Genomic DNA, 21,883 nt, shown 5'->3' on the forward strand with positions numbered 1-21,883 from the left:
TCTATCGCGTGGCATGGTTCAAAAAGATTTTCAGTTCGCACCGGGCGATGGGCCGGTCGCCGATCCGGCTGGTGGCGGCGACCAGCGAGATGTCGAAAACCTCCTGCACGACGCGGATGTCGGTCTCGACGGTCTCGCCGACGAGGGGCAGGCGGTCGGCCTGAAAGCGGCTGACGGAGCCGATGTAGCCGATCGGGACGGGTTGTCCGTTCCGGCGGCAGAGCCATCCGACGCGGGCGGCGGCGGATTGGGCCATGTGTTCGATGAGGCCGCACTCGGTCAGGGTGTCGCCTTCGCAGAAGGGGGTCTGGCCGGTCACGAGGAGGGTGGTGCGGGAGCTCTGGTCGGGGGCGATGCCGAGGAACCGGTCGACGAGCACCATCGGGGGGCGCTGGGGGATCAGGTCGAGGAGGGTCACGCTTTGCTGCATACGAGTAGGGTGTGTCCGAGGCCCAGACCGTCGTGCTGGGCCTCGATCCGCAGGCCGGCGGATTCGGCGCACCGGATCAGGTCGTCGGAGTGGTACATCTTGCTGTTGCCGTTGGCCAGGGCGGTGAAGTAGAGGCTGGTCAGGGTCAGGCAGTAGGCGGCGGTCTCGAATCGTTGCCGATCCCAGAAGGTCTCCAGGATGAAGAGCCGGGTGTGGGGCTCCATCGAGGCGGCGGCGCGACGCAGGATGCTCTGTACCTGCTCTTCGGAGAAGCAGTCGAGGAATTGGCTCATCCAGATGGCGTCGTAGGGGCGGGGAAAGGCGGTGGCGGGGTCGAGCAGGTCGGCGCCGTGGCCGTGGATACGCTCGGCTCCGGGGGTGTCTGCGGTGGCTTGCCGCATGAGGTCGAGTTGCCGGGGCAGGTCCATGATGGTGACTTCGACGTCCGGATCGTGGGCGATGCAGCGGGTGGCCCATCGGCCGGTGTTGCCGCCGACGTCGAGCAGGCGGCGAACGGGGCGGTCGCTGTCGAATACGAGGGGAAGGGCGGCGGAGAAGGATTCGTCGGAGTAGTAGTGGTCGAAGCCGAACCAGCTCTGTTGTACGTCGGCGGGGAGCTGCGAGAGGCCTTCGTAGATGGTGGCCCACGGGCCGAAGACTTGCAGCCCGGCGGGACGGCCGCTGCGGAGGGCTTCTTCGAGGTGGAAGAGGCCGAGGTAGTTCACGTCGTGGTTGAAGGCGAGGTTGGCGCGGACGCTGGGGTCGTTCAGCAGGAACCAGCCGGCTTTCGAGAGGGTGTAGCGGTCGTCGGCGGTCTTGACGGTGCCGATGGAGAGGGAGGCTTCGAGCAGTACCTGGACGGCGTAGTCGGTGAGGCCGCTCTCGCGGACGAGCTCGGCGCGGCCGAGGCCGTCGGGATGGTCGGCGAGCTGTTGCAGGATGCCGAATTTCAGCATCAGGCGCGAGACTTGGAAGACGATCGGGGCGAAGGCGATCTCTTGTGCGAGGCGTTGGGCGTCGAGGGCGGTCTGGCGGTCGTGGCCGTAGCGGTCGGCGAGGGGGGGGAAGAGGTTCATGGGCGGGTGGTTTTGTGTGCCGGAGCGGGTGACGGGACGGGGAGGTCCCAAAAACGGTAGAAGTTGAACCATTGGCGCGGGTAACGCCGCAGGATCTCTTCCAGCGAGGAGACGTATCGGTCGACCAGGTGCCGCTCGTCGCGGGTCTCGGCGACGGGGAGGTCGGTGAAGCGGAAGCGGTAGGTGCGCTTCCGTTCGCGCATGGCGTAGTAGAAGATGACGGGGACGCGGCACCGCGAGGCGATGCGGAAGGGGCCGGCGGGCAGCAGTACGGGACTGCCGAGCAGTTCGGCGGGGAGGGTCTGGCGGGTGTTGAGGTGGCGGTCGCCGTTGAAGCAGACGTATTCGCCGCGGTTCAGGGCGATTTTGATCCGGAGGAGGGTGTCGGCCGGGTGGTCGGGGTCGATGGGGATGATGTGGTACGGGGCGGGTTGTCCGTTGCGGCTGAGGATCTCTTTGATGGCTTGGTGTTCGGCGTCGAGCATGACGATGTGGAGCTTGTCGGCGTAGTCGCCGAAGAAGCCGGCGCCGGCTTCCCAACAGCCGACGTGGGCGCCGATCAGTACGGCGCCGGAGCGGGAGATGAGGTCGATGAAGCGGTCGTAGTTGTCGAATTCGAACCGGTAGCGGTGCGACAGGCCGTGCCGCAGGGCGATCCGGTCGATCAGGGTCTGGGCGAAGAGGTAGTAGTGGCGGTAGAGCTCGACGCAGGCGCGCAGCGGGCTCCGACGCTGCCGCCGCCGGTGGTAGTCCCAGATGGCGGCGGTGGCGCGCGGGGCGAAGGGGATGAAGTGGAGGACGACGAGGCTGGAGAATAGGTAGGCGCAACGTAATCCGAGGGTGCGGATCACGAAGACGAAGAAGAGGTAGCCGCGGCGGCCGCCGCGGGATTTGCCGTTCCAGGGTCGTTCGCCGGTGTTAGCCATGGAGAAGGGTGTCGAGCAGGCGGTAGAAGTCGTCGAAGGTGGCGATGCCGACGAAGTCGGGGCCTTTTAGGGTGATGCCGAAGTGCTGGTTGATGAGGACGACGATGTCGACGAGGTCGAGGCTGTCGAGGCCGAGGGTCTCTTTCAGCGGGGCGTCGGGGGTGATGAGGCTCTGGTCGATTTCGAATTCGTCGGCGAGGAGCCGATCGACGGTCTGGGCGATCTCTTCGCGGGTCATAGTGTCGTGTGTTAGTTTTGGTGTTTCTTGACTATCAGGGTGGAGTTGGTGCCGCCGAAGCCGAAGGAGTTGCTCAGAAAGAGGTCGAACCGGGTGTCGACGCGTTCGGCGGGGATGCGCAGGTGGGCGGAGGCTTCGTCGGGTTCGGCGAAGTTGAGGTTGGGGGCGATGAAGTCGTTCTGCATCATGAGCAGGGAGTAGACGATTTCGCTGGCGCCGGCCATCCACATTTCGTGTCCGGTTTGCGATTTGGTGGAGGTGACCCAGGGGCGGGCCTGTCCGAAGACGGTGTGGAGGGCGCGGGCTTCGTTGAGGTCGCCGATGGGGGTCGAGGTGGCGTGGGCGTTGATGTAGCCGATTTCGTCGATGGCGACGCCGGCGTCGCGCAGGGCCATGCGGAGCGAACGGACGGGGCCTTCGACGTTGGGGACGGAGATGTGTTCGCCGTTGGAGGAGAAGCCGTAGCCGATGATTTCGCCGAGGATGGGGACGCCGCGACGCTGGGCGGAGGCGTAGCTCTCGAGGATGACGGTGGCGGCGCCGCCGCTGGGGACGAGGCCGTCGCGCTGGCGGTCGAAGGGGCGCGAGGCGCCGGCGGGGTCGCTCTCGCGCACGGAGAAGGCGCCCAGGGCGTCGAAGTTGCTGACGGAGTAGAGGTTGACCTCTTCGGCGCCGCCGCAGACGATGCGTTCCTGGAGTCCCTGCCGGATCAGGAGGTAGCCGAGCCCGATGGCGTGGGAGCCGCTGGCGCAGGCGCCGGAGACGGTGAAGTTGATGCCGCGCAGGTTGAAGATGGTCGAGAGGTTCATCGTGACGGTGGAGGTCATGGACTGGAAGATGTTTCCGGATCCGATGAGGGCGGTGTCGCGTTTCTCGCGGAGGAGGTCGATGCCGGTCATGGTGGCCTGGGCGCAGCTGTCGTTGCCGTACAGGATGCCGACTTCGTGGGCGGCGAGGTAGTCGGCGGTGAGGCCGGCGTGGGTCAGGGCGTCGGAGGTGGCGAGGTAGGCGTATTGGCCTTGCTCGGAGAGGCAGAGGCGCTGACGGCGGTCGAGACGGCCTTTCAGGTCGGGACGGGGCAGCAGGCCGGTGAGCATGGAGCGGTAGCCGGCCTCTTTGCGACAGGGGTCGAGCCCGATGCCGGAACGTCCTTCGTAGAGGGAGCGGGTGACTTCGGGGAGGGTGAGGCCGAGGCAGGAGTAGATGCCGAGGCCGGTGATGACGACGCGGTTTTCCATAAGGGGGGTGGATCAGCTGAGGCCTCCGTCGATGGAGATGACTTCGCCGGTGATGTAGGAGGCGTGGTCGGAGGCGAGGAAGGAGACCAGGTGGGCGACTTCCTCGGCTTCGCCGAAGCGGCCGGCGGGGATGGTTTTCTTCAGGGTGGTTTCGTCGAGGTCGCTGGTCATGTCGGTGCGGATAAAGCCGGGGGCGATGGCGTTGACGGTGACGTGTTTGCGGGCGACTTCGCGGGCGAGGGATTTGGTGGCGGCGATCAGGCCGCCTTTGGCGGCGGAGTAGTTGGTCTGGCCGGGCATGCCGGAGAGGCCGGAGAGGGAGGCGATGTTGATGATGCGGCCCCATTTCCGGACGAGCATCTCCTGGAGCAGGGCGCGGGTGACGTGGAAGAAGCCGTCGAGGGTGGTGGAGAGGACGCGGTGCCAGTTGTCGCCGGACATCCACATCAGGAGGTCGTCGTGCCGGATGCCGGCGTTGTTCACGAGCAGGGAGATGTAGCTGTCGGGGTGTTGCTGCCGCCAGGTGTCGATGGCCTGTTCCACGGCTTCGGGGTCGGTGACGTCGAAGGGGAGCAGGGTGCCGTCGCCGCCGCCGGTGCGGATGTCGTTCAGGACGGCTTCGGCGGCGGAGCGGTTGGTCTGGTAGTTGAGCAGGATGTGGTAGCCGTCGGCGGCGAGTCGGAGCGCGATGGCGCGGCCGATGCCGCGGCTGGCGCCGGTGATCAGGGCGTAGCGTGAGGTGGTCATTATGCGGCGGTTTCGGGGTCGGTGGCGAAGAGGAGGGTCTGGAGTTGTTCGATCTCGCGGTATTTGGGGGTGTCGTCGCGGAAGAGGGGGACGAGGGCGCGCACGCGGTCGTAGAGGCTGCGTGTGGCGGGGGCGAGTCGGTCGGCGATGGAGAGGCTGTCGACGGCTTGGGCCAGGGCGAGGAGCTGGATGGCGAGCACTTGGCCGGCGTTCTCGATGACGTGGCGGCAGAGGAGGGCGGAGTTGGTGCCCATGCTGACGATGTCCTGGTTGTCGTTGTTGTTGGGGATGGTGTGGATGTACATGGGGTTCGAGAGGGTCTGGCTCTCGGCGGTGGTGGAGGTGGCGGTGAACTGGGCGGCCTGGAGGCCGTAGTTCAGACCGAGGGTTCCCAGGTTGACGAACGGGGGGAGGATGCCGTTGATGCGGTCGTGGAAGAGGTAGTTCAGCTGCCGCTCGGCGAGGAGGGTCATTTTCGTGACGGCGATCTTGAGTTTGTCCATCTCGAAGGAGACGTAGTCGCCGTGGAAGTTGCCGCCGTGGTAGACGTTACGGCTTTCGGGGTCGACGATGGGGTTGTCGTCGACGGCGTTGAGCTCTTCGAGGAGGATGCGTTCGGCGTGGTCGAGGGTGTCGAGCACGGGCCCCAGGATTTGAGGGGTGCATCGCAGGGAGTAGTAGGGTTGTACTTTGTGCTGGAAGGTGGGGTTGTCGCCGGGGTTCCGGTAGAGGGTGACTTCGCGTTGGAGCAGGCAGCGGCTCCCTTGGGCGCACCGGCGCATGCGGGCGGCGACGGTGCGTTGCCCGGGGTGGTGTTTCAGCCGGTTGAGGGTGTCGGAGAGGAAGTCGTCGTAGGAGGAGGCGATTTCGTTCATCAGCACGGAGGAGACGAGGGACCAGGAGAACAGACGACGGGCCTGGAGGAGGTTGACGAGGCCGATGCCGGTCATCACGGCGGTGCCGTTGGTGACGGCGAGGCCTTCGCGGATGCCGATCCGCAGGGGCTGGAGGTGTTCGGATTCCAGGACGGAGGCGGTGTCGCGCCGTTCGCCGCGATAGAGGACTTCGCCTTCGCCGATCAGGGCGAGGGCGATGTGGGCGAGTTGGACGAGGTCGCCGCTGGCGCCGACGCTGCCGTGTTCGGGGACGATGGGGGTGATGCCGCGGTTCAGGAGGTCGATGAGTAGTTCGACGACTTGGGGGTGGACGCCGGAGCGGGCCTGGACGAAGGTCTGGAGGCGGGCGAGCATGGCGGCGCGGACGCAGATCTCGGGCAGGGGTCTCCCGGCGCCGACGGCGTGGCTCCGGATGATGTTGTACTGGAGTTCGCGGAGGTGGAGGTCGTCGATGCGCCATTGGGCCATGGGCCCGAAGCCGGTGTTGATGCCGTAGATGACTTTCCCGACGGAGAATGCTTGCAGGAAGTCGTAGCAGGCGGCGATGTGTTCCCGCTCGGCGGCGGGCAGGTGGATCGGTTCGTGGTGGTATAGTACGCGCTCTACGTCGGAGAGCGATAGGTTTCGGGTGATGTCCATCTCTCTATATATACAATAGTAGCGGTGCGGCAGGTGTTGGGCCTGTCGGTTGCTGGTTGGCAAAGATACGGAAAGTTATCGGATTCTCTATGACGGGGCGGGGGCGTGTCTGTGTCGGATGTATTTCGCTCTTTTTCCGGTATTTTGGGGCGAATGTAAAAATCGGGGTCGGAGGCTGTTTCCATGGCCTCCGACCCCGATTGGATATAGGTGTGTGATGGATTACTGGGCGGCGATGCTCGGGGCGGTGTAGGTGCGGGTGCCGAGCTCTTTGTCGATCATGTAGAGGCCCATCTGGCTCTCGGAGACCATCTGGAGCTGGTCGATGATGTCGCGGGCGTTCTCTTCTTCTTCCACTTGTTCGTTCACGAACCAGATCAGCTGGTTGGAGGTGGCGAAGTCTTGCTCGTCGGCGGCCAGACGGCACAGGTTGTCGATCAGGGAGGTCACTTTCTGTTCGTGGGCGAGGGTCTCGCGGAACATGTCGAGGGGGGTGGCCCATTCGGTGGGCACGGCGGCGATCGGGGCGAGGGTTACGCGGCCGCCGCGGCTCAGGATGTAGTCGATGAAGAGTTGGGCGTGGGCTTGCTCTTCCTGGTATTGGATGGAGAACCAGTTGGCGATCCCTTTATAGCCTTTCACGGAGGCGTCGAGGGACATCGAGAGGTAGAGGTAGGCGGACCATTGTTCGGCGTTGATCTGGGCGTTGAGGGCTTCTTGAAGTTTGGTGCTTAACATAATGGATAGTTGTTTGTGTGTGGGGCAAAGGTAGTGTTTTTCGGGTTTCGGGGGGTGGGTCAGAGGCCGGTTTTTTCGTAACGCCGGCGGTAGGCGAGGGGGGTGAGACCGAAGCGGCGGCGGAAGAGTTTGATGAAGTGGGAGGGGTTGGGGATCAGGCAGTCGCGGGCGATTTTGCTGATGGGGTCGGGGGTGGTGATGAGTTGGAGTTGGGCGCGGTTGAGGCGTTGGTCGACGATCCAGCGGTGGGGGGTGGTGCCGAAGGTGCGCTGGCAGTGGTTCTTGAAGGCGGTGGGGCTCATCTCGCACTGGGCGGCGAGGGTGGCGACGCTGGCGGTGGTGAAGATGTTGGCGTGCATGACGTCGGAGAAGGTGCGTTGGCTCTGGCTGAGGGCTTGGCACATGGGGCGGCTGATGCAGCAGCCGGGTCGGGTCTGGAGGAGTTGGAAGAGTTCGCAGACTTTGAGCCGGCCGAGTTCGGGGCGTTGCCGGTGGAGGCGGGTGGTCAGGAGGCGGTTCAGGGAGCGGAAGTAGCTCTCGATCAGGGGCCAGGCGGGGTAGGTGTAGATGTCGGTGGTGTTCCGGCAGGTGGAGCAGAGGTGGTTGGTGGCGGCGATTTGGGTGGCGGGGATGAAGTCGTTGCGGAGGTCGCTGGGGCTGTAGAAGAGGAGGGTCTGGCGGAAGGGGAGGTCGTGTCCGGCGGGGTCGTTCTCGATGTAGTGGGTGCCGGGGTTCAGGTGGAAGAGTTCGCCGCTGCGGACGGTGACGTAGCGGTCGCCGAGGTGGATCAGTTTGGTGCCTTGTTCGACGTAGCCGACGACGTGGCGTTCGTAGCGGATGGTCTGGATGCCGGAGTTGGTGTCGATCTGGTAGCGGGAGATATGGGAGGTGGAGGTGGTGTTCATGGGTGGGGTGGGTATTTGGGGGTGGAAAATGGTCGGATAGGTGAATTTTATAATATAAAGGGTCGGTCTCGGCTCTTCGGGTGTAATGGCTTGGTGTGTCGTTTGGACGGGGCTGGGGGGTGGTATATCTTTGGCGCTGGTGGGGGGCATAGGGGATTGATGTGGCGAATATAATAAATTTTAACTCATATGAGTTATCGGGGGTGATTTTTTGTGGGAAAATCGGGGGCGGGGGCGGGGCGGTTTGGGGGGAAATATATTTAGTTGTCTATATAAGGTATGAAGGCGGAAATTTTACGGGAGGGGTTGAGGAGGATCGAGCGGGTGGAGGAGGCGTACGAGAGGTTGGCGAAGATGCTGGAGCCGGAGGGGCTGGAGGAGGATCTGTTGCCGTTGGCGAAGGGGTGTATGGCGGCGCTGAGGGGGCTGGAGCGTTGTGTGGAGATGAGGCTGAAGCTGGCGAGGGAGGAGGAGAGGGGGCGGGCGGCGGAGCCGGAGGCTGTGTCGGAGGGCGAAGAGGAGGAGGGGGAGCGGGCGGTGGTGGATTGGAGTCGGTTGTCGGACGGGGCGCTCCGGGAGGTGGAGGAGGCGTTGGTGCCGTGTGAAAGGAGGGCTCGATCGAGGGGGTGTCGGGTCTCGCCGGATGACTCGTGAGGGCGGTTTTAGGCGGGTCAAAGCTCGACCGTGCGTGACTGGTAGTTGGGCCGGGGCGGCAGCGCTGTATAGGGGTAGAGGCGGTCTTTATTACTTAAAAGTAACCGGCGCCCCTCCTAAAGGAGTGATTCAATTATTTCGGCGGTGAGCCGAATATAGATGAATCGCGCAAGGGCGCGAACAAAAAACGGGGCAAGGAATTGGGCCGAGGTTGGTAGTGGAAATGCGTAAGCATTTCCCGTCCACGGGACGTGGGGCCCGCGCGGCCCGAGCGCAGTCCCCTCCTGTAGAACAGACGCGCGCCACGCCTAAATGGGGAAATCGTCAAAATGCGCTTGCGTGTTTTGACAAGATTTCCCCGGCGCGCGAACAGAGAACGGGGTAGAGACGGTTATTAAAACGCCCTGTGGGCGGGCCTTTATTACTTCAATGCATCCGCGCGCCCCGCCTAAGGAGGGAAATCGTCAAAACTCGCAAGCGAGTTTTGACAAGATTTCCCCTAGGCGCGCGGATAAAGAATTGGACGAAGAGTTGGGCCGAGGCTGCCCATTCCGAGTGCCGGGAGGCACCGCCCGCCCGGCGTAAGGGCAGTACCCTCCTGTAGCCAAAGACGCGCGCCACGCCTAAAGAAGCGATTCAGCTATTTCGGCAGTGAGCCGAAATAGAATGAATCGCGCAAGGCGCGCGAAAAACGCGGCGGAGCGATAGCGGAGCCGCAGTGAGGCGGACACGGGGCGGAGAACTGGGCTGTGCTTTGGGCTGTGACAGTTCTTTGGGCTCGAAAACCGCAATCGGTTTTCGAGCCGCGCCGGGCCGAGCATGGGGACGAGCTTTGGGCGGTGGATTGGGCTTAACTGTTGGCCGAGCTCCTGCGACTCGCAGAGCCGCGCGGCCCGAACCCGACGGAATTGGGGCGAGGTTGGTGCCCGGGCTTAGGGCTTTACTCTCGGACGAGAGCGAATAGCGCGATTCCGCGAGGAATCGCCGGCCTTGTCGCCCAGGCGCGGAGCGCCTTGGGGGGATGGGCGACAGGCCGAACTTGGCTGATTTGGGCGGTGCTGGTGGCGGAGTTCTTGCGACCCAACGGGTCGCGCAGTTCGCCGCCATCCCATGCGGGGGCTGCAACTCGTCGGAGCTCGTTGCTGCTCTCCGCTGGCGGCGAACCGTTAAAACTGAGAGCGAGTAGCGCGATTCCATGAGGAATCGCCATCCTCGACGATAGCGACGCATTAGCGGCGCGTGGGGGGCGCGCCGAGGACGAACATCGTAGAATGGGGCAGTTCAATGGGGCGTGCTTTTGCGGTTCTTCGAACTGCCGGCCCTGTCGCCCAGCGGCGAAGCCGCTCGGGGGGGGTGGGCGACAGGCCGAACTTGGCCGATTTGGGCTGTGCTGTTGGCCGCAATTTGGGCCGAGCTTCTGCGGCTCGCAGAGCCGCGCGGGCCGGAGCCACCCCCGGCGTAGGGCCGCCACTTCGCGATGCTCGTTGCGTCTACGCTGGCTCCGGCTGCACAAAGTTCAACTATATTATAGTCAGTGTTTACGTGCTGCTTGTCCCCGTTTATTCCGAGAGGCAACGCAACGGGAAACCGTAGCCACGACTACCTGTGCTGTTGGATGCAAACCACGTTGTATTGAAACCCAAATATGTCCCACGGTAGCGATCTCCCGAATCATAGGGCGTGGACGACCAGCTGTATCCGCTGTTGCCGACGCTCGCCAGATCGCCCGAAGGACCATTCACGCCTGAGTCGCGGAAGCCCGGGGCGAAAGGGAGAGGGCGGAAAGATCGGTTGTTAGGAAATGAAAGGCGGAGAAATATGCTAATGAGGGAAAAAAGTAATCGAAAGTGAGCGGGAGAGAGGTGGAGGTTCGGGAGGGAAAGAGGGGGATGTGCGGCGACGGCTGAGGTGGAGAGCTGGGGGATGTGCTAAAAGCGGGAGAAATGTTTTGAAAGAAGAAAAAAGTATTCCAAAGAAAAAGAGCGAAGGGCCGAGGCGGAACGAAAAACTGGTGGTCGGGCGCGACGAACCGAGGTGGGAAAGGGCCAGGAGATCGTTCCGGGAGTTTGTCGGGGAGGTGGCGCCGGATATGGAGTGGAGCCCGTTTCATGAGGCTTATTACCGGCTTCTGGGGGAGTTTGCGGAGGGGAGAATCCGACGGATGATGGTCTGTGTGCCGCCTCAGCACGGGAAAAGCAGGGGGGCGGCGGTCTTGTTGCCGGCGTTCCTGTTGGGACGGAATCCGGATCGAAGGCTGGCGGTCGCTTCCTATTCGTTCGCGCTGGCGGGAAGGTTCGGACGGGAGGTGCAGAGGGTCATGGAGGGGGAGGCGTATGGGAGGATCTTTCCGTGGACGAGGCTGAAGGGGGTGCCGGGGGGGGACAGAAGGGGGGAGAGAACGGCCAGAAGAACGTTGCAGGAGTTCGATTGCGTCGGACGAGAGGGGGGAGTGAGGATGGTCGGAAGGGCGGGGTCGCTCACGGGGAACAGGGTCGATGTGATGGTGACGGACGATTTGTACAAAAATATGCTGGAGGCCAATTCGCCGAGGGTCAGGGAGAGGGTCTGGGAGTGGTATCAGGCGGTGGTCAGAACGAGGCTGCACGATGGGGCGCAGGAGCTGGTGGTGTCGACGAGGTGGCACGAGGAGGACTTGATCGGTCGCATGATGCGGGTGGAGCGGGTGGTGGTACCGACGAGGTGGGAGCAGATCGGGGGGGGCGGCACGGAGCGGTGGGTGGCGGTGGTGTTCGAGGCGATCAAGAGTTCGCCGTCGACGCAGATCGATCCGAGGGATAGGGGGGAGGCGCTCTGGCCGCAGAGGCATTCGGTGGGGTGGCTCAGGCAGAGGAGGGGGACGGAACCGGTGCTCTTCGAGGCGCTGTTTCAGGGGAATCCGGTGGTCAGGGAGGGGCTCCTGTACGGTGGGTTCGAAACGTATGCGAGGCTCCCGGAGCGGATCGTCCGGAGGGCGAATTATACGGATACGGCGGATACGGGCGGGGATCGGCTCTGTTCGATCTGTTATGCGGTGGGGGCGGACGGGGTGTGCTATGTCACGGGGGTGGTCTACTCGGAGGAGCCGATGGAGAGGACGGAGCGTGAGGTGGCGGAGATGTTGGCGCGCGAGGGGACGACGGTGGCGTATATCGAGAGCAACAACGGGGGGAGGGGGTTCGGAAGGGCGGTGGAGCGGAGGCTCAGGGAGGAGGGGATGCGGGGGTGTACGTTCCGGATGTTCCACCAGGCGGGGAACAAGGAGTCGAGGATTCTGACGTATGCGCCGACGGTGGAGCGGATGATCCGTTTCCCGGAGGATTGGCAGCGCAGGTGGCCGGAGCTGGCGGCGGAGGTGGTGGGGTTTCGGAGGGTGTTTCGGGCGAATGCGCACGACGATGGGCCGGATGTGCTCACGGGGATTGTCGAAACGGAGCTGGAACCGAAGCGGGGACGGCTCCGGATCGGGGGCTTCGCGAAGGAATGAGGCGCTTTGTCTGGCGGGGCTGGGGGGGGATTTGGGCGGAGGGGACTGCGAGTGTTGGGGTAGAGGCGGTCATTAGTTGTTGGGTAGAGGCTGCCACAGCGAAACGCAGTTTCGCCCGTCCACGGGACGTGGGGCCCGCGCGGCCCGAGCGCAGTACCCTCCTGTCGAACAGACGCGCGCCACGCCTAAAGAAGCGATTCAACTATTTCGGCGATAGCCGAATATAGATGAATCGCGCAGGCGCGCGGAACAGGGAGTTGGGCTGAGGCTGCCATTTGCCCACCGCGGGCACGCGGGGCCTGCCCGGCCCGAGCGCAGTACCCTCCTGTCGGACAGACGCGTGCCCCGCCTAAGGCGCGCGAAAAAACTTGCCCACTCACGAAAACTCCGTCGCCCGCTGGGATTTCACTCGTTTTGCGGTGAGCAAAATCGAGATGAATCCCAGCGGGCGACGAGAAAAAGACGCGTGCCCCGCTTTAGGAGGGAAATCGTCGAAACTCGCTTGCGTGTTTTGACAAGATTTCCCAAGGCGCGCGAAAAAGCGGCGGAGCGAAAGCGAAGCCGCAGTGAGGCGGACACGGGACGGAGAACTGGGCTGGGCTTGGGGCTGTGCTCGTTCTTCGGGCGCGAAAACCGATTACGGTTTTCGAGCCGCGCTGGGCCAAGCTTTGTGCTGGAATTTGGGCCGAGAGCGAGTAGCGCGATTCGAGAATCGCCGTCCTCGGCGAGAGCGACGCATTAGCGGCGCGGTGGAGGCGCGCCGAGGACGAACCTAATAGAATGGGAGGCGGTGAATGGGACTGTGCTTTTGCGGTTCGTAGAACCGCCGGGCCTGCGCGCTGGGCCTTTGGTCCACCCCCGGAGCGCGCAGCCCGAACCCGACAGAATTGGGGCGGCGAACTGGGCCGAGCTTTTGCGGCTCTTTGAGCCGCGCAGTTCGCCGTTAGCGGCGGGCTGCAGCTCGACGGGGCTCGTTGCTGTTCTCCGCTGGCGGCGAACTGCTTAAAAGAGGTGAATGGGCTGTGCTTCTGCGACCCTTGAGGGTCGCGCGGGCCGAAGCCTCCCGCAGCGGAGGCCCGCAACTCACGTTGCCGTGGGCCCCGCAGGCTTCGTCCGCTTGAACTGAGAGCGAGTAGTGCGCCGAGGACGAACTTCTGAGAATGGGGCGGTGAATGGGGGGAAGTGCTTTTGAGGGTCGGAGCCAGCGTGGCCGGAAACGAGCTCCACGACGTTGCAGGCCTACGCCGGGGATGACTCCGGCCCGCGCGGTTCTGCGAACCGCAATAAATGAAAAAAAAGGTGACGGCCTAATTTAGGATAGCTCCGATGGGCTTCGGGTAGAGAATGCAGATAGCTTGTGGGGCAGGCCTGTGGAGATAGAGGCTGCTGTTTGGGGTGGTTCCAGCCAGCTTTTGGGTAGAGGCGGCCAGCTTTCGAGTGCCGAGCGGCACCCCCGTTTATTCCGAGAGGCAATGCAACTGAAAAGCGGATCCGCGGACATTCGACTCGTTGGTGCTGAGCCACGTCACGTGGAAGTCCAAGTACACACTGTAGATACTATTGACTGTCGAAGACCTGCTGTAACCGCGGTTGCCGATGTCCTCCAATGTGCCCGAGCCGTAGCGGCGGTAGCCCGGGGGCGTTAATGGATCTTTATGAATATCAATAAAATAAATCTATAAATCCGATTATTTATGCAAAAGCCTGGTGAAATCCGCGTGAGCGGTGGACGAAAAATGAAAATCGAAATCGATGGTCTGATCGGGGTGCCGGAGTGGTGGAGTTTCGAAGGGGGGGAGGAGCGTGCGGCGACTTACGAACGTTTCCGACAGCAGGTCGAACGGATCGGAAGGTCGGGAGCGCGAAAAATCGAGGTAAAAATCCGATCAATCGGAGGAAATGTGCAGGATGCGTTTCTTATCTATGATGCGCTCTGTGCGCTGGCGGAGGAGGGGGCTGAAATTACTACGGTGTGTTATGGTTATACGGCTTCGGCGGCCACGATCGTGGCGCAGGCGGCGACTTCGGGAAGGCGGTATGTCGCTTCGACGGCGCTCTATCTGATTCATAATGCGACGACTACGCTCGACGGAAATGCGTTCGACGCGGAACGGACGGCCAGGTTGTTGGACAAAACGGATGAGCGGATGGCGCAGATTTATGCGCGTCGTTCGGGGCGGTCGGTGGAGGAGTTTCGGGAGCGGATGGCGCGGGACGGAGGGCGAGGGGAGTGGCTTTCGCCCGAAGAGGCGGTCGAGGCGGGGCTGGCTGACCGGGTCGGAGGCGTTACGGCGTGGGGGGAGCTCCGGGAACGAGCTGCGGAGCGGATTCGTAATTGGTTTATTTCGGAGAAAAACGCACAAAAGGAAGAAAAAATGACGATTTCAGATGGATGTGCGGTTGTGGCGGCGTTGGCGGCGCGAGGCGGCGAGGAGGGGGATTTGCGTGGTCGGATCGGTCGTTCCGAAACGGCGCCGTCGGAGGATCCGGGAGTTGCTGTGTCGGGGTTGATAGAGGAGGATTTTACAGAGTTTTCGCACAACGGCCGGGCTTATCACTTGGATGCTTCGCGTTTACGGAAAAGTTTTTAACAAATTGTTAACAATGCGGGTTGGGTGGACAGAGAATTGGGTAGAGGCTGCCATAGCGATACATAGTATCGCTCCGTCCCGCCGGGGTCACCCGGACGCCGCCCGCTTAGGGCAGTTTCAGGCGGGACAAAGCTCAACCGCGCGCGACCGCTGAAGTAGGAAATCATTCAAACGCGTAGTTCGCGTTTGAATAAGACTTCCGCCAGCGCGCGGAGCAGGGAGTTGGGCCGTGGCTGCCCACTCCGAGTGCCGGGAGGCACCGCCCGCCCGGCGTAAGGGCAGTATCCTCCTGTAGCCAAAGACGCGCGCCTCGCCTAAAGAGGGAAATCGTCAAAATGCACTTGTGCGTTTTGACAAGATTTCCCCAAGGCGCGCGAAAAATCCGTCGCCCGCCCGCGTAAAGAGGGATTTCACTCGTTTTGCGGTGAGCAAAATCGAGATGAAATCCCAGCGGGCGACGGAAATGCGGCGGAGCGACAGCGGAGCCGCAGTGAGGCTGATACGGGACGGAGAACTGGGTTCTGCTTTGGGCCGTGACCGTTTTTCGGGCGCGAAAGCCGGCTACGGTTTTCCCGCCGCGCTGGGCTGAGCATGGGGCTGTGGGTTGGGCTAAACTGTTGTCCGTGCTTTTGACCGTGCTTTGGGCCGAGAGCGAGTAGCTAAGTCCCCGTGGCAACGGTCGGCTCGCAGCCCCCGGATGCGGAGGGCCGAAATACTCCGCTTTCGCTCCGTCTTCGTTCTCCGCTGGCTGCGGCCAAGAACGCACCCGACGACTGTGTACAGTGAATGGGATGAACCATTGGTCTGGCTTTGGACTGAATCGTTGGTCGAGCTCTTGCGCCCCGAAGGGCCGCGCAGTTCGCCGCTACCCCACGCGGCGGGCTGCAACTCGACGGGGCTCGTTGCTACTCTCCGCTGGCGGCGGACTTAAGCTAAGAACGAAATAGCGCGCAAGGACGAACTTTACAGAATGGGGATGAGTTCTTGCGACCCGTAGGGTCGCGCGGGCCGAAGCCTCCCGCCGCGGAGGCCCGCAACTGACGTTGCTTTAGGCCCCGCAGGCTTCGACCCGCTAAGGCAATTGCACTTTCAAAGATTCGATTACGCCCCCGCTGGCGGCGAACAGTTGTAGGCTGAAAGCGAGTAGCGCGGTTTGTAGAACCGCCGGGCTTGCGCGCAGGGCCTTCGGCCCACCCCCGGAGCGCGCAGCCCGAACTCGCTAGGAAAAGGCGTTGCTTATGCGACCCAAAGGGTCGCTCGGGCCGGCGCCACCCCGGCGTAGGGCCCAACTCGCTGAGCTCGTTTTGTCTCCGCTGGCGCCGGCCGCCAAAGTTAAGTCAGTTAGGGTCGCCGGCCCCTTGCCCACCGCGACTCCCTTTCCCGTTTATTCCGAGAGGCAACGCAACTGAAAACCGAAAGCGCGTAAGTCTGTAACCTCGGCTCCGAGATCGTTCATGCTAAAATGCAAACATCCTCCATTGCTTTTCAGAGCTGTTGCTGCCCAGCTGAAGCCACCGCTGCCGGTGTAGATGGGATGTCCGTTCGCCCTTTCGCGGAAGCCCGGGGCGGAGATATGCACAGAGTTATTAACAAACAAACCGGAAAGGAGGCTGCATTCGAACGCGCAAACTGATTATTCTATCGCTCAAACTGACGGACGATTAGTCTCGACGTGATGATTAACCGAATCATTCACAATTTATTAACAATCAAACTTACTAAACAGAATGGGAAAAATTATTGAAAATCCGAAAAATTATACCGGAAACGAACTCGAATCGGTCTTCTTCAGACCCCTCGTCAGTGGGCCCGATGCGATGGAGCTCGGGATCCGGGTCATGTACAACATGCCGGTGCCGACGACGCTCAATTTCTGGAAGCGCGGGACGGATCTCCTGCAACGCTATGCGGCGGGGTGGAAGGGTAGCGAGGTGGCGGATAAATACCAGAAAGTAATTCAGTTACACAAGGTGAAGGCCGAAATGGGTTATGCGGCGGAGGACTATTTCGCGATGGTCTACGAACGGATCGTCGGACGGCCGGAGGTCAATCTGGGCGATTTGTCGGGCACGGAGCTCGAAGAGGCCGAAACGACGCTCTTCCGCGAGGCGATCGCCGAGGCGATTCGGGCGACGATGTGGGTCGGCGATACGGAACGGGCCAGCGGGTTCAATACGTTCGACGGATTCCTCAAACGGCTGGTGGCGGACACGGGGACGGGGGCGGAGGATGTGAAGCGGGTCGCGATGTTGCCGATGGGGACGGCGGGGAATGCCGAAAAGCTCTTCCGGGCGATCTATGCGGAGGCGCCGGCGCAGCTCCGGGCGATGAAGGGGGACGGGAGACTGGTGCTGCTGGTGACGCGCGATGTGGCGGAAAATTATGAGGAGAGCCTGCTCAGCGGGTCGCTGGACAGTGTCCGGGCGGCGCGGATCAATGGGATCGATCGGTTGTCGTTCCGGGGGATTCCGGTGGTGGACATCCAGGCGGAGGGGTATCTCGAAACGGTGGGCGATTTGCCGACTTCGTGGGCGATCCTGACGGACAGCCGAAACCTGGCGGTGGCGGTCAATACGGCGGATTTTCCGGGGTCGGAGGTCTCGATGTGGTACAATCCGGATCAGATGGAGAACCGACAGCGGGCGACGTTCATGGCGGGGTGCGACTATCTGCTGCCGGAGCTGATCGTGACGGCCTACTCGGAGGTCTAACGGTGCGTGTTTTGCCGCTGCGGCGGAGGGTGAGTGGGTCGGAACGCAGAAAAGGAGGTGGGTAGAGGCTGCCGATTCCGAGTGCCGGACCCGAGTAGCGAAGCGAGAGCACGTCGGCTTGTCAACGATGCCTCGCAAGCGCGAGGGAGACCGCAGGTCAACGCACCGCCCGCCCGGCGGACGCGTTCGCGCCACGGCGGGCGGCCTTTATTACTTCAAAGTAACCGCGCGCCACGCCAAAAAATGATTAAGCGATACGCAGTATCGCTCCGTCCCGCCGGGGTCACCCGGCCGCCGCCCGCGCAGGGCAGTTTTAGACGGGACAAAGCTCGACCGCGCCCCGCCTAAAGGAGAGCGCGAAATCCGTCGCCTGCCCGCGTAAAAAGGGATTTCACTCATTTTGCGGTGAGCAAAATAGAGATGAAATCCCAGCAGGCGACGGCAAATGCGGCGGAGCGACAGCGGAGCCGCAGTGAGGTAGACACGGGGCGGAGAACTGGGCTGTGCTTTGGGCTGTGCTCGTTCTTCGGGCGGGAAAACCGTAATCGGTTTTCCCGCCGCGCTGGGCCGAGTATAAGGCTTGGATTTGGGCGGAGAGTTGGGCTATGCTTTTTGATATGTTTTGGGCCAAGAGCGAGTAGTTCAGTCCTCGTGTCAACGGTCGGCCCGCAGCCAGCGGAGGGCCGAAATACTCCGCTTTCGCTCCGTCTTCGTTCTCCGCTGGCTGCGGCCGAAAACGAACTCGGCAGATTGGTGATGAATTGGGTGGTGCTTTTGCGGTTCGTAGAACCGCCGGGCTTGCGCGCTGGGCCTTCGGCCCACCCGGGGAGCGCGCAGCCCGAACCCGACGGAATTGGGGCGGAGAACTGGGCCGAGCTTTTGCGACCCTTTAGGGTCGCGCGGGCCGAAAGCCTCCCCCAGCGGAGGCCCGCAACTAGCGATGCTCGTTTTAGGCCCCGCAGGCTTCAACCCGCTAAGGCAATTGCATTTTCGCAAGCTCGGTTGCGTTCCTGCTGGTGGCGATCCGCTTTAACCGAGAGCGAATAGCGCGATTCGCGGAATCGCCGTCCTCGGCGAGGGCGACGCCATAGCGGCGCGAGGGGGCGCCGAGGACGAATGGGCGGAGAGTTGGGTTAAACTTTTGGTCGGTGCTCTTGCGACCCTTTAGGGTTGCCGGCCTTGTCGCCCAGGCGCGGAGCGCCTCGGGGGGATGGGCGACAGGCCGAAACCGAGAGTTTTAGGTGGTGAATGGGGTTATATGCTTGCGGCTCTTTGAGCCGCGCAGTTCGCCGCCACCCCATGCGGCGGACTGCAACTCGACGGAGCTCGTTGCACTCACCGCTGGCGGCGAACTTTCCGTGATGGGGCGTTGCTTTTGCGGCTCTTCGAGCCGCGCGGGCCGGAGCCACCCCCGGCGTAGGGCCGCAATTTCGCGATGCTCGTTGCGCCTACGCTGGCTCCGGCTGCCAAAGTTGAGCCAGTTAGGGTAACTCCAGCCCTTTGCCCACCGCGGGCACGCGGCCCGTTTATTCCGAGAGGCAACGCAACTGAAGACCGTGGGCCCGGTCGTATCCGCCGCTGGAGTTGAGACCCTGCGTATTGAAGTCCAAGAACATACCGTTAGTTTCGTTGGCTGAGCACGAATAACTATAACCGTAATTTCCGTTGTAATGCAAGGTTCCCATATGGCTATAGCGGTTGCCCGGGGCGCGCCGCCGACAGGGCGTTTTACTGGTCGCCTCGACCCCAAATGCCTCGACCCTCGTTTATTCCGAGAGGCAGCGCAACTGACGACCGTAGGCACGGCAGTAAGCGTGGCTGGGACTGAGGCCGGTCATGTGGAAATCCAAGTTCATGCCAAAGGTGCCGCGAACTGTAGATGCCCAACTGTATCCGCCCTCGCCGATGCTCATTGGAGCCCCCAATCGTCCACTGAGTCCTGCGTCGCGGAAGCCCGGGGCGATGCCGCTCGGCAAGCGAACTGGCCCTGTACCCATGGCCGCCTCTGCCCCAAGCAATACGTCTCTGTTTATTCCGAGAGGCAGCGCAACGGAAAACCGAGGCCGTGGGCATGTCCGTTTTGGGATGATAGGAACTGCGTGTCGAAATTTAAACAATGCACTCGGATGTCGTCTACCATCGGTACCTGTGTCCAGCAATGTCCGTTGTTTCCGACGAATTTCAGCGCGCCCGAGGTGTCCAAGCGGTAGCCCGGGGCGCGTCCGCAGGGCGTTCCACTGGCCGCCTCTACCCTAAACAATCAGACCGCCTCTGCCCCGATCCGGAACACCCGGAAAAGGGCTAAATCTAATTAGGTATTGTAAATCGAAATTTTAGTGTCAAAAAATATGAAAATGACGGGAAAAGCGAAAAGTAAAATCTTCGTCGTCGGACAGGCCCAACCGCCTGCCGTGAGGCCCGTGACCGAGGCCGCGCGGAAAGAGGTCTGGAGATGGGGGAGCGACAACCGGCTCCCCGAAGCGCTGGCGGCACTTTCCAGAAGCTCGACGGTGCACCGACGGATCATCAACGACAAGGCCGACTACATCAGCGGCAGCGGCCTCAGCGTCGATACGGGAGCCCCCAGAACGGCCGAGCTGGTGGCCGAGGCCAACGGACAGGGACAGACGCTGCGGAATGTCGTTCAGCGGCTGGCGCTCGACCGGTGTCTGTTGGGAAACGCCTTTCTGGAGGTGGTGACCGACCCGAAGCGGAGCTTCCTCGCGCTGTACCATCAGGATGCCACGCGGTGTCGACTCTCGCGCGACGACCGCCACGTCGTCCTGCACCACGACTGGAAGCAGTACCGGACTTCGGAGGCGATCCTGCTGCCGCTCTATCCGGCTTTCGAACCCCGACCCGACGGTACGCTCCGGGCGGTGATTCATTACAAGGATTACGAACCGATGTTCGAACACTACGGCGTGCCGAAGTATATCGCGGGGATGGGGGCGTCGGCGATCGTCTGGAAGACGGATCGATGGAATATCTCGCGGTTGGACAACTCGTTCCAGCCTTCGGGGGTGATGGTGCTGGACGGGGATACGGATTCGGAACAGGAGGCGGCCGAAATCGCCCGCTTGGCCGAGGAGCGGTTCGCCGGAAAACCGGGGCAGGTGATGTTCCTCGTGAAAAACGGGATCGACAGCGACACGACGCGTTTCGTGCCGATCACCACGGCGAGCGACGGGGACTGGAAGTCGCTCCACGACCAGGCGTTGTCGGATATCATCGTGGCGCACTCGTGGTTCCGGACGCTGAGCGGGATGGAGTATGCGACGGGCTTTTCGGCGGATCGGGTGCGGCACGAGTACAACATTGCGCTCAACACGCTGATCCGGGTCGAGCAGCAGGAGATCATCGAACCGATCCGGCGGGTCTGTGCGGAGGTGTTCCGCGAGGAGGTGCGGTCGCTGACGTTCGTCAACCGTCCGCCGTTCGAGATGAAGCCGGCCTACATGCGGGTTTGGGAGGCGCGCAAGGCGGACGGCTTCGACTACGATCCGGACGACCCGACTCAGCAGCAGTTCCTCGCTCAGCTGTAGGGGGGGCGGGGAGGTTTTTTGTGGGCCGTGGCTGCCGCGAGGTGTTGGGGTAGAGGTTTCGGGTTACTTGGGGTAGAGGCTGGCCATTCCGAGTACCGGACCCGAGTAGCGAAGCGAGAGCACGTCGGCTTGTCGACGATGCCTCGCAAGCGCGAGGGAGACCGCAGGTCAACGCACCGCCCGCCCGGCGGATGCGTTCGCGCCACGGCGGGCAGCCTTTATTATTTCAAGTAATCGCGCGCCATGCCTTAAGAGGGAAATCGTCAAAATGTGCTGGCACGTTTTGACAAGATTTCCCCGGCGCGCACGAAGAACTGGGCCAAGCTGCTTAAGCGATACGCAGTATCGCTCCGTCCCGCCGGGGCGCCCATCGGGCGTTTTGTTAGGGTTGTCTTTGCCTTATTAACCGTCCGCCGCCCGCGCAGGGCAGTTTTAGGCGTGACAAAGCTCGACCGCGCGCGATTGCTGAAGTAGGAAATCATTCGAACGCGTGATGCGCGTTTGAATAAGATTTCCCCGGCGCGCACCAAGAACTTGGCTGAGCTGATTAAGCGATACGCAGTATCGCTCTGTCCCGCCGGGGCGCCCATCGGGCGTTTTGTTAGGGTTGTCTTTGCCTTATTAGCCGGACGCCGCCCGCGCAGGGCAGTTCCAGCCGGGGCAATGACCGGATCGCGCGCCGCCGCCTAAAGAGGGAAATCGTCAAAATGCGCTTGCGCGTTTTGACAGGATTTCCGCCGGCGCGCGAAAAACCTCGACTTCGAGCAAAACTCCGTCGCCCGCCCGCCTAAGAGAGGGATTTCGCTCATTTTGCGGTGAGCAAAATCGAGATGAAATCCCAGCGGGCGACGGAAAAAGTGGCGGAGCGAAAGCGGAGCCGCAGTGAGGCTGATAGGGGACGGAGAACTGGGGCGAGCTTGGGGCTGTGTCTGTTTTGGGCGGGAAAACCGGTTACGGTTTTCCCGCCGCGCTGGGCCGAGCATGGGGCTGAGATTTGGGCAGTGGATTGGGCTGAGCTGTTGGCCGGGCTTTGGGCCGAGCTCTTGCGGCTCTTTGAGCCGCGCA

18 protein-coding genes are annotated in these 21,883 nt (G+C 62.5%); 6 read left to right on the forward strand and 12 right to left on the reverse strand.

The window, feature by feature from the left end; all coding sequences use genetic code 11:
- Position 1: 1 nt before the first annotated feature.
- The 9 genes from ACTO3O_RS06720 to ACTO3O_RS06760 form a co-directional block, all read right to left on the reverse strand.
- Positions 2 to 430, reverse strand: coding sequence for a hotdog family protein (locus ACTO3O_RS06720; RefSeq protein WP_297829796.1), 429 nt, complete (start codon positions 428 to 430; stop codon positions 2 to 4).
- Positions 415 to 1,506 (reverse strand): FlxJ family methyltransferase, encoded by a 1,092-nt coding sequence (locus ACTO3O_RS06725; RefSeq protein ID WP_297829798.1) that lies wholly within the window; start codon positions 1,504 to 1,506, stop codon positions 415 to 417. Before ACTO3O_RS06725 ends, ACTO3O_RS06720 begins: the two co-directional genes overlap by 16 nt.
- A complete protein-coding gene (locus tag ACTO3O_RS06730; RefSeq protein WP_297829799.1) occupies positions 1,503 to 2,432 on the reverse strand; it encodes a lysophospholipid acyltransferase family protein in 930 nt (309 codons plus the stop codon). The genes ACTO3O_RS06725 and ACTO3O_RS06730 overlap by 4 nt, the downstream gene beginning before the upstream one ends.
- Positions 2,425 to 2,670 carry an acyl carrier protein gene (locus ACTO3O_RS06735; RefSeq protein WP_482596609.1) on the reverse strand — a complete coding sequence of 82 codons (246 nt, stop codon included), beginning with the start codon at positions 2,668 to 2,670 and terminating at the stop codon, positions 2,425 to 2,427. The genes ACTO3O_RS06730 and ACTO3O_RS06735 overlap by 8 nt, the downstream gene beginning before the upstream one ends.
- Positions 2,671 to 2,681: 11 nt before the next feature.
- On the reverse strand, positions 2,682 to 3,908 hold the full coding sequence (locus tag ACTO3O_RS06740) for a beta-ketoacyl-[acyl-carrier-protein] synthase family protein (protein ID WP_297829801.1): 1,227 nt from the start codon (positions 3,906 to 3,908) through the stop codon (positions 2,682 to 2,684).
- A 12-nt stretch (positions 3,909 to 3,920) separates the two neighbouring features.
- Positions 3,921 to 4,655, reverse strand: coding sequence for a flexirubin biosynthesis SDR family reductase FlxB (flxB, locus tag ACTO3O_RS06745; RefSeq protein ID WP_297829802.1), 735 nt, complete (start codon positions 4,653 to 4,655; stop codon positions 3,921 to 3,923).
- Positions 4,655 to 6,190 carry a flexirubin biosynthesis tyrosine ammonia-lyase FlxA gene (flxA, locus tag ACTO3O_RS06750; RefSeq protein ID WP_297829803.1) on the reverse strand — a complete coding sequence of 512 codons (1,536 nt, stop codon included), beginning with the start codon at positions 6,188 to 6,190 and terminating at the stop codon, positions 4,655 to 4,657. The genes flxB and flxA overlap by 1 nt, the downstream gene beginning before the upstream one ends.
- Before the next feature lie 222 nt (positions 6,191 to 6,412).
- Positions 6,413 to 6,928, reverse strand: coding sequence for a ferritin (locus ACTO3O_RS06755; protein ID WP_297829804.1), 516 nt, complete (start codon positions 6,926 to 6,928; stop codon positions 6,413 to 6,415).
- A gap of 59 nt (positions 6,929 to 6,987) precedes the next feature.
- Entirely contained in the window at positions 6,988 to 7,833 is an 846-nt protein-coding gene (locus ACTO3O_RS06760) for an AraC family transcriptional regulator (protein ID WP_297829805.1), read from the reverse strand.
- A gap of 279 nt (positions 7,834 to 8,112) precedes the next feature.
- Between ACTO3O_RS06760 and ACTO3O_RS06765 the strand changes: the two genes are divergently transcribed.
- Positions 8,113 to 8,487: a hypothetical protein gene (locus ACTO3O_RS06765; RefSeq protein WP_298080857.1), complete on the forward strand. Its 375-nt coding sequence runs from the start codon at positions 8,113 to 8,115 to the stop codon at positions 8,485 to 8,487.
- A 1,559-nt stretch (positions 8,488 to 10,046) separates the two neighbouring features.
- Here ACTO3O_RS06765 and ACTO3O_RS06770 read toward each other — a convergent pair.
- A complete protein-coding gene (locus ACTO3O_RS06770; protein ID WP_297832884.1) occupies positions 10,047 to 10,229 on the reverse strand; it encodes a hypothetical protein in 183 nt (60 codons plus the stop codon).
- Between the two features lie 206 nt (positions 10,230 to 10,435).
- Here ACTO3O_RS06770 and terL point away from each other — a divergent pair, with 206 nt between their 5' ends.
- From terL to ACTO3O_RS06785, 3 genes are all read left to right on the forward strand, one after another.
- Positions 10,436 to 11,971, forward strand: coding sequence for a phage terminase large subunit (terL, locus tag ACTO3O_RS06775; RefSeq protein ID WP_297832886.1), 1,536 nt, complete (start codon positions 10,436 to 10,438; stop codon positions 11,969 to 11,971).
- Between the two features lie 1,736 nt (positions 11,972 to 13,707).
- Positions 13,708 to 14,562 (forward strand): Clp protease ClpP, encoded by an 855-nt coding sequence (locus tag ACTO3O_RS06780; RefSeq protein ID WP_297832902.1) that lies wholly within the window; start codon positions 13,708 to 13,710, stop codon positions 14,560 to 14,562.
- Positions 14,563 to 15,001: 439 nt separating this feature from the next.
- Positions 15,002 to 15,151, forward strand: a complete 150-nt coding sequence (locus tag ACTO3O_RS06785) for a hypothetical protein (RefSeq protein WP_298081158.1) — start codon at positions 15,002 to 15,004, stop codon at positions 15,149 to 15,151.
- Between the two features lie 795 nt (positions 15,152 to 15,946).
- On the opposite strand, the gene ACTO3O_RS06790 is transcribed toward ACTO3O_RS06785, so the two are convergent.
- Positions 15,947 to 16,141 (reverse strand): hypothetical protein, encoded by a 195-nt coding sequence (locus ACTO3O_RS06790; protein ID WP_298081157.1) that lies wholly within the window; start codon positions 16,139 to 16,141, stop codon positions 15,947 to 15,949.
- A gap of 148 nt (positions 16,142 to 16,289) precedes the next feature.
- Between ACTO3O_RS06790 and ACTO3O_RS06795 the strand changes: the two genes are divergently transcribed.
- On the forward strand, positions 16,290 to 17,273 hold the full coding sequence (locus ACTO3O_RS06795; RefSeq protein WP_298081155.1) for a hypothetical protein: 984 nt from the start codon (positions 16,290 to 16,292) through the stop codon (positions 17,271 to 17,273).
- Between the two features lie 1,526 nt (positions 17,274 to 18,799).
- Here the strand turns inward: ACTO3O_RS06795 and ACTO3O_RS06800 are convergent.
- Complete coding sequence (locus tag ACTO3O_RS06800) at positions 18,800 to 18,958, reverse strand: hypothetical protein (RefSeq protein WP_304709345.1); 159 nt, start codon at positions 18,956 to 18,958, stop codon at positions 18,800 to 18,802.
- A gap of 663 nt (positions 18,959 to 19,621) precedes the next feature.
- On the opposite strand from ACTO3O_RS06800, the gene ACTO3O_RS06805 reads away from it, so the two are divergent.
- The gene (locus tag ACTO3O_RS06805) at positions 19,622 to 20,818 is read left to right on the forward strand and encodes a phage portal family protein (RefSeq protein WP_297832891.1); all 1,197 of its coding nucleotides are present in this window, start codon (positions 19,622 to 19,624) and stop codon (positions 20,816 to 20,818) included.
- The last annotated feature ends 1,065 nt before the right edge of the window (positions 20,819 to 21,883 follow it).

The organism is Rikenella sp., from assembly GCF_056799795.1.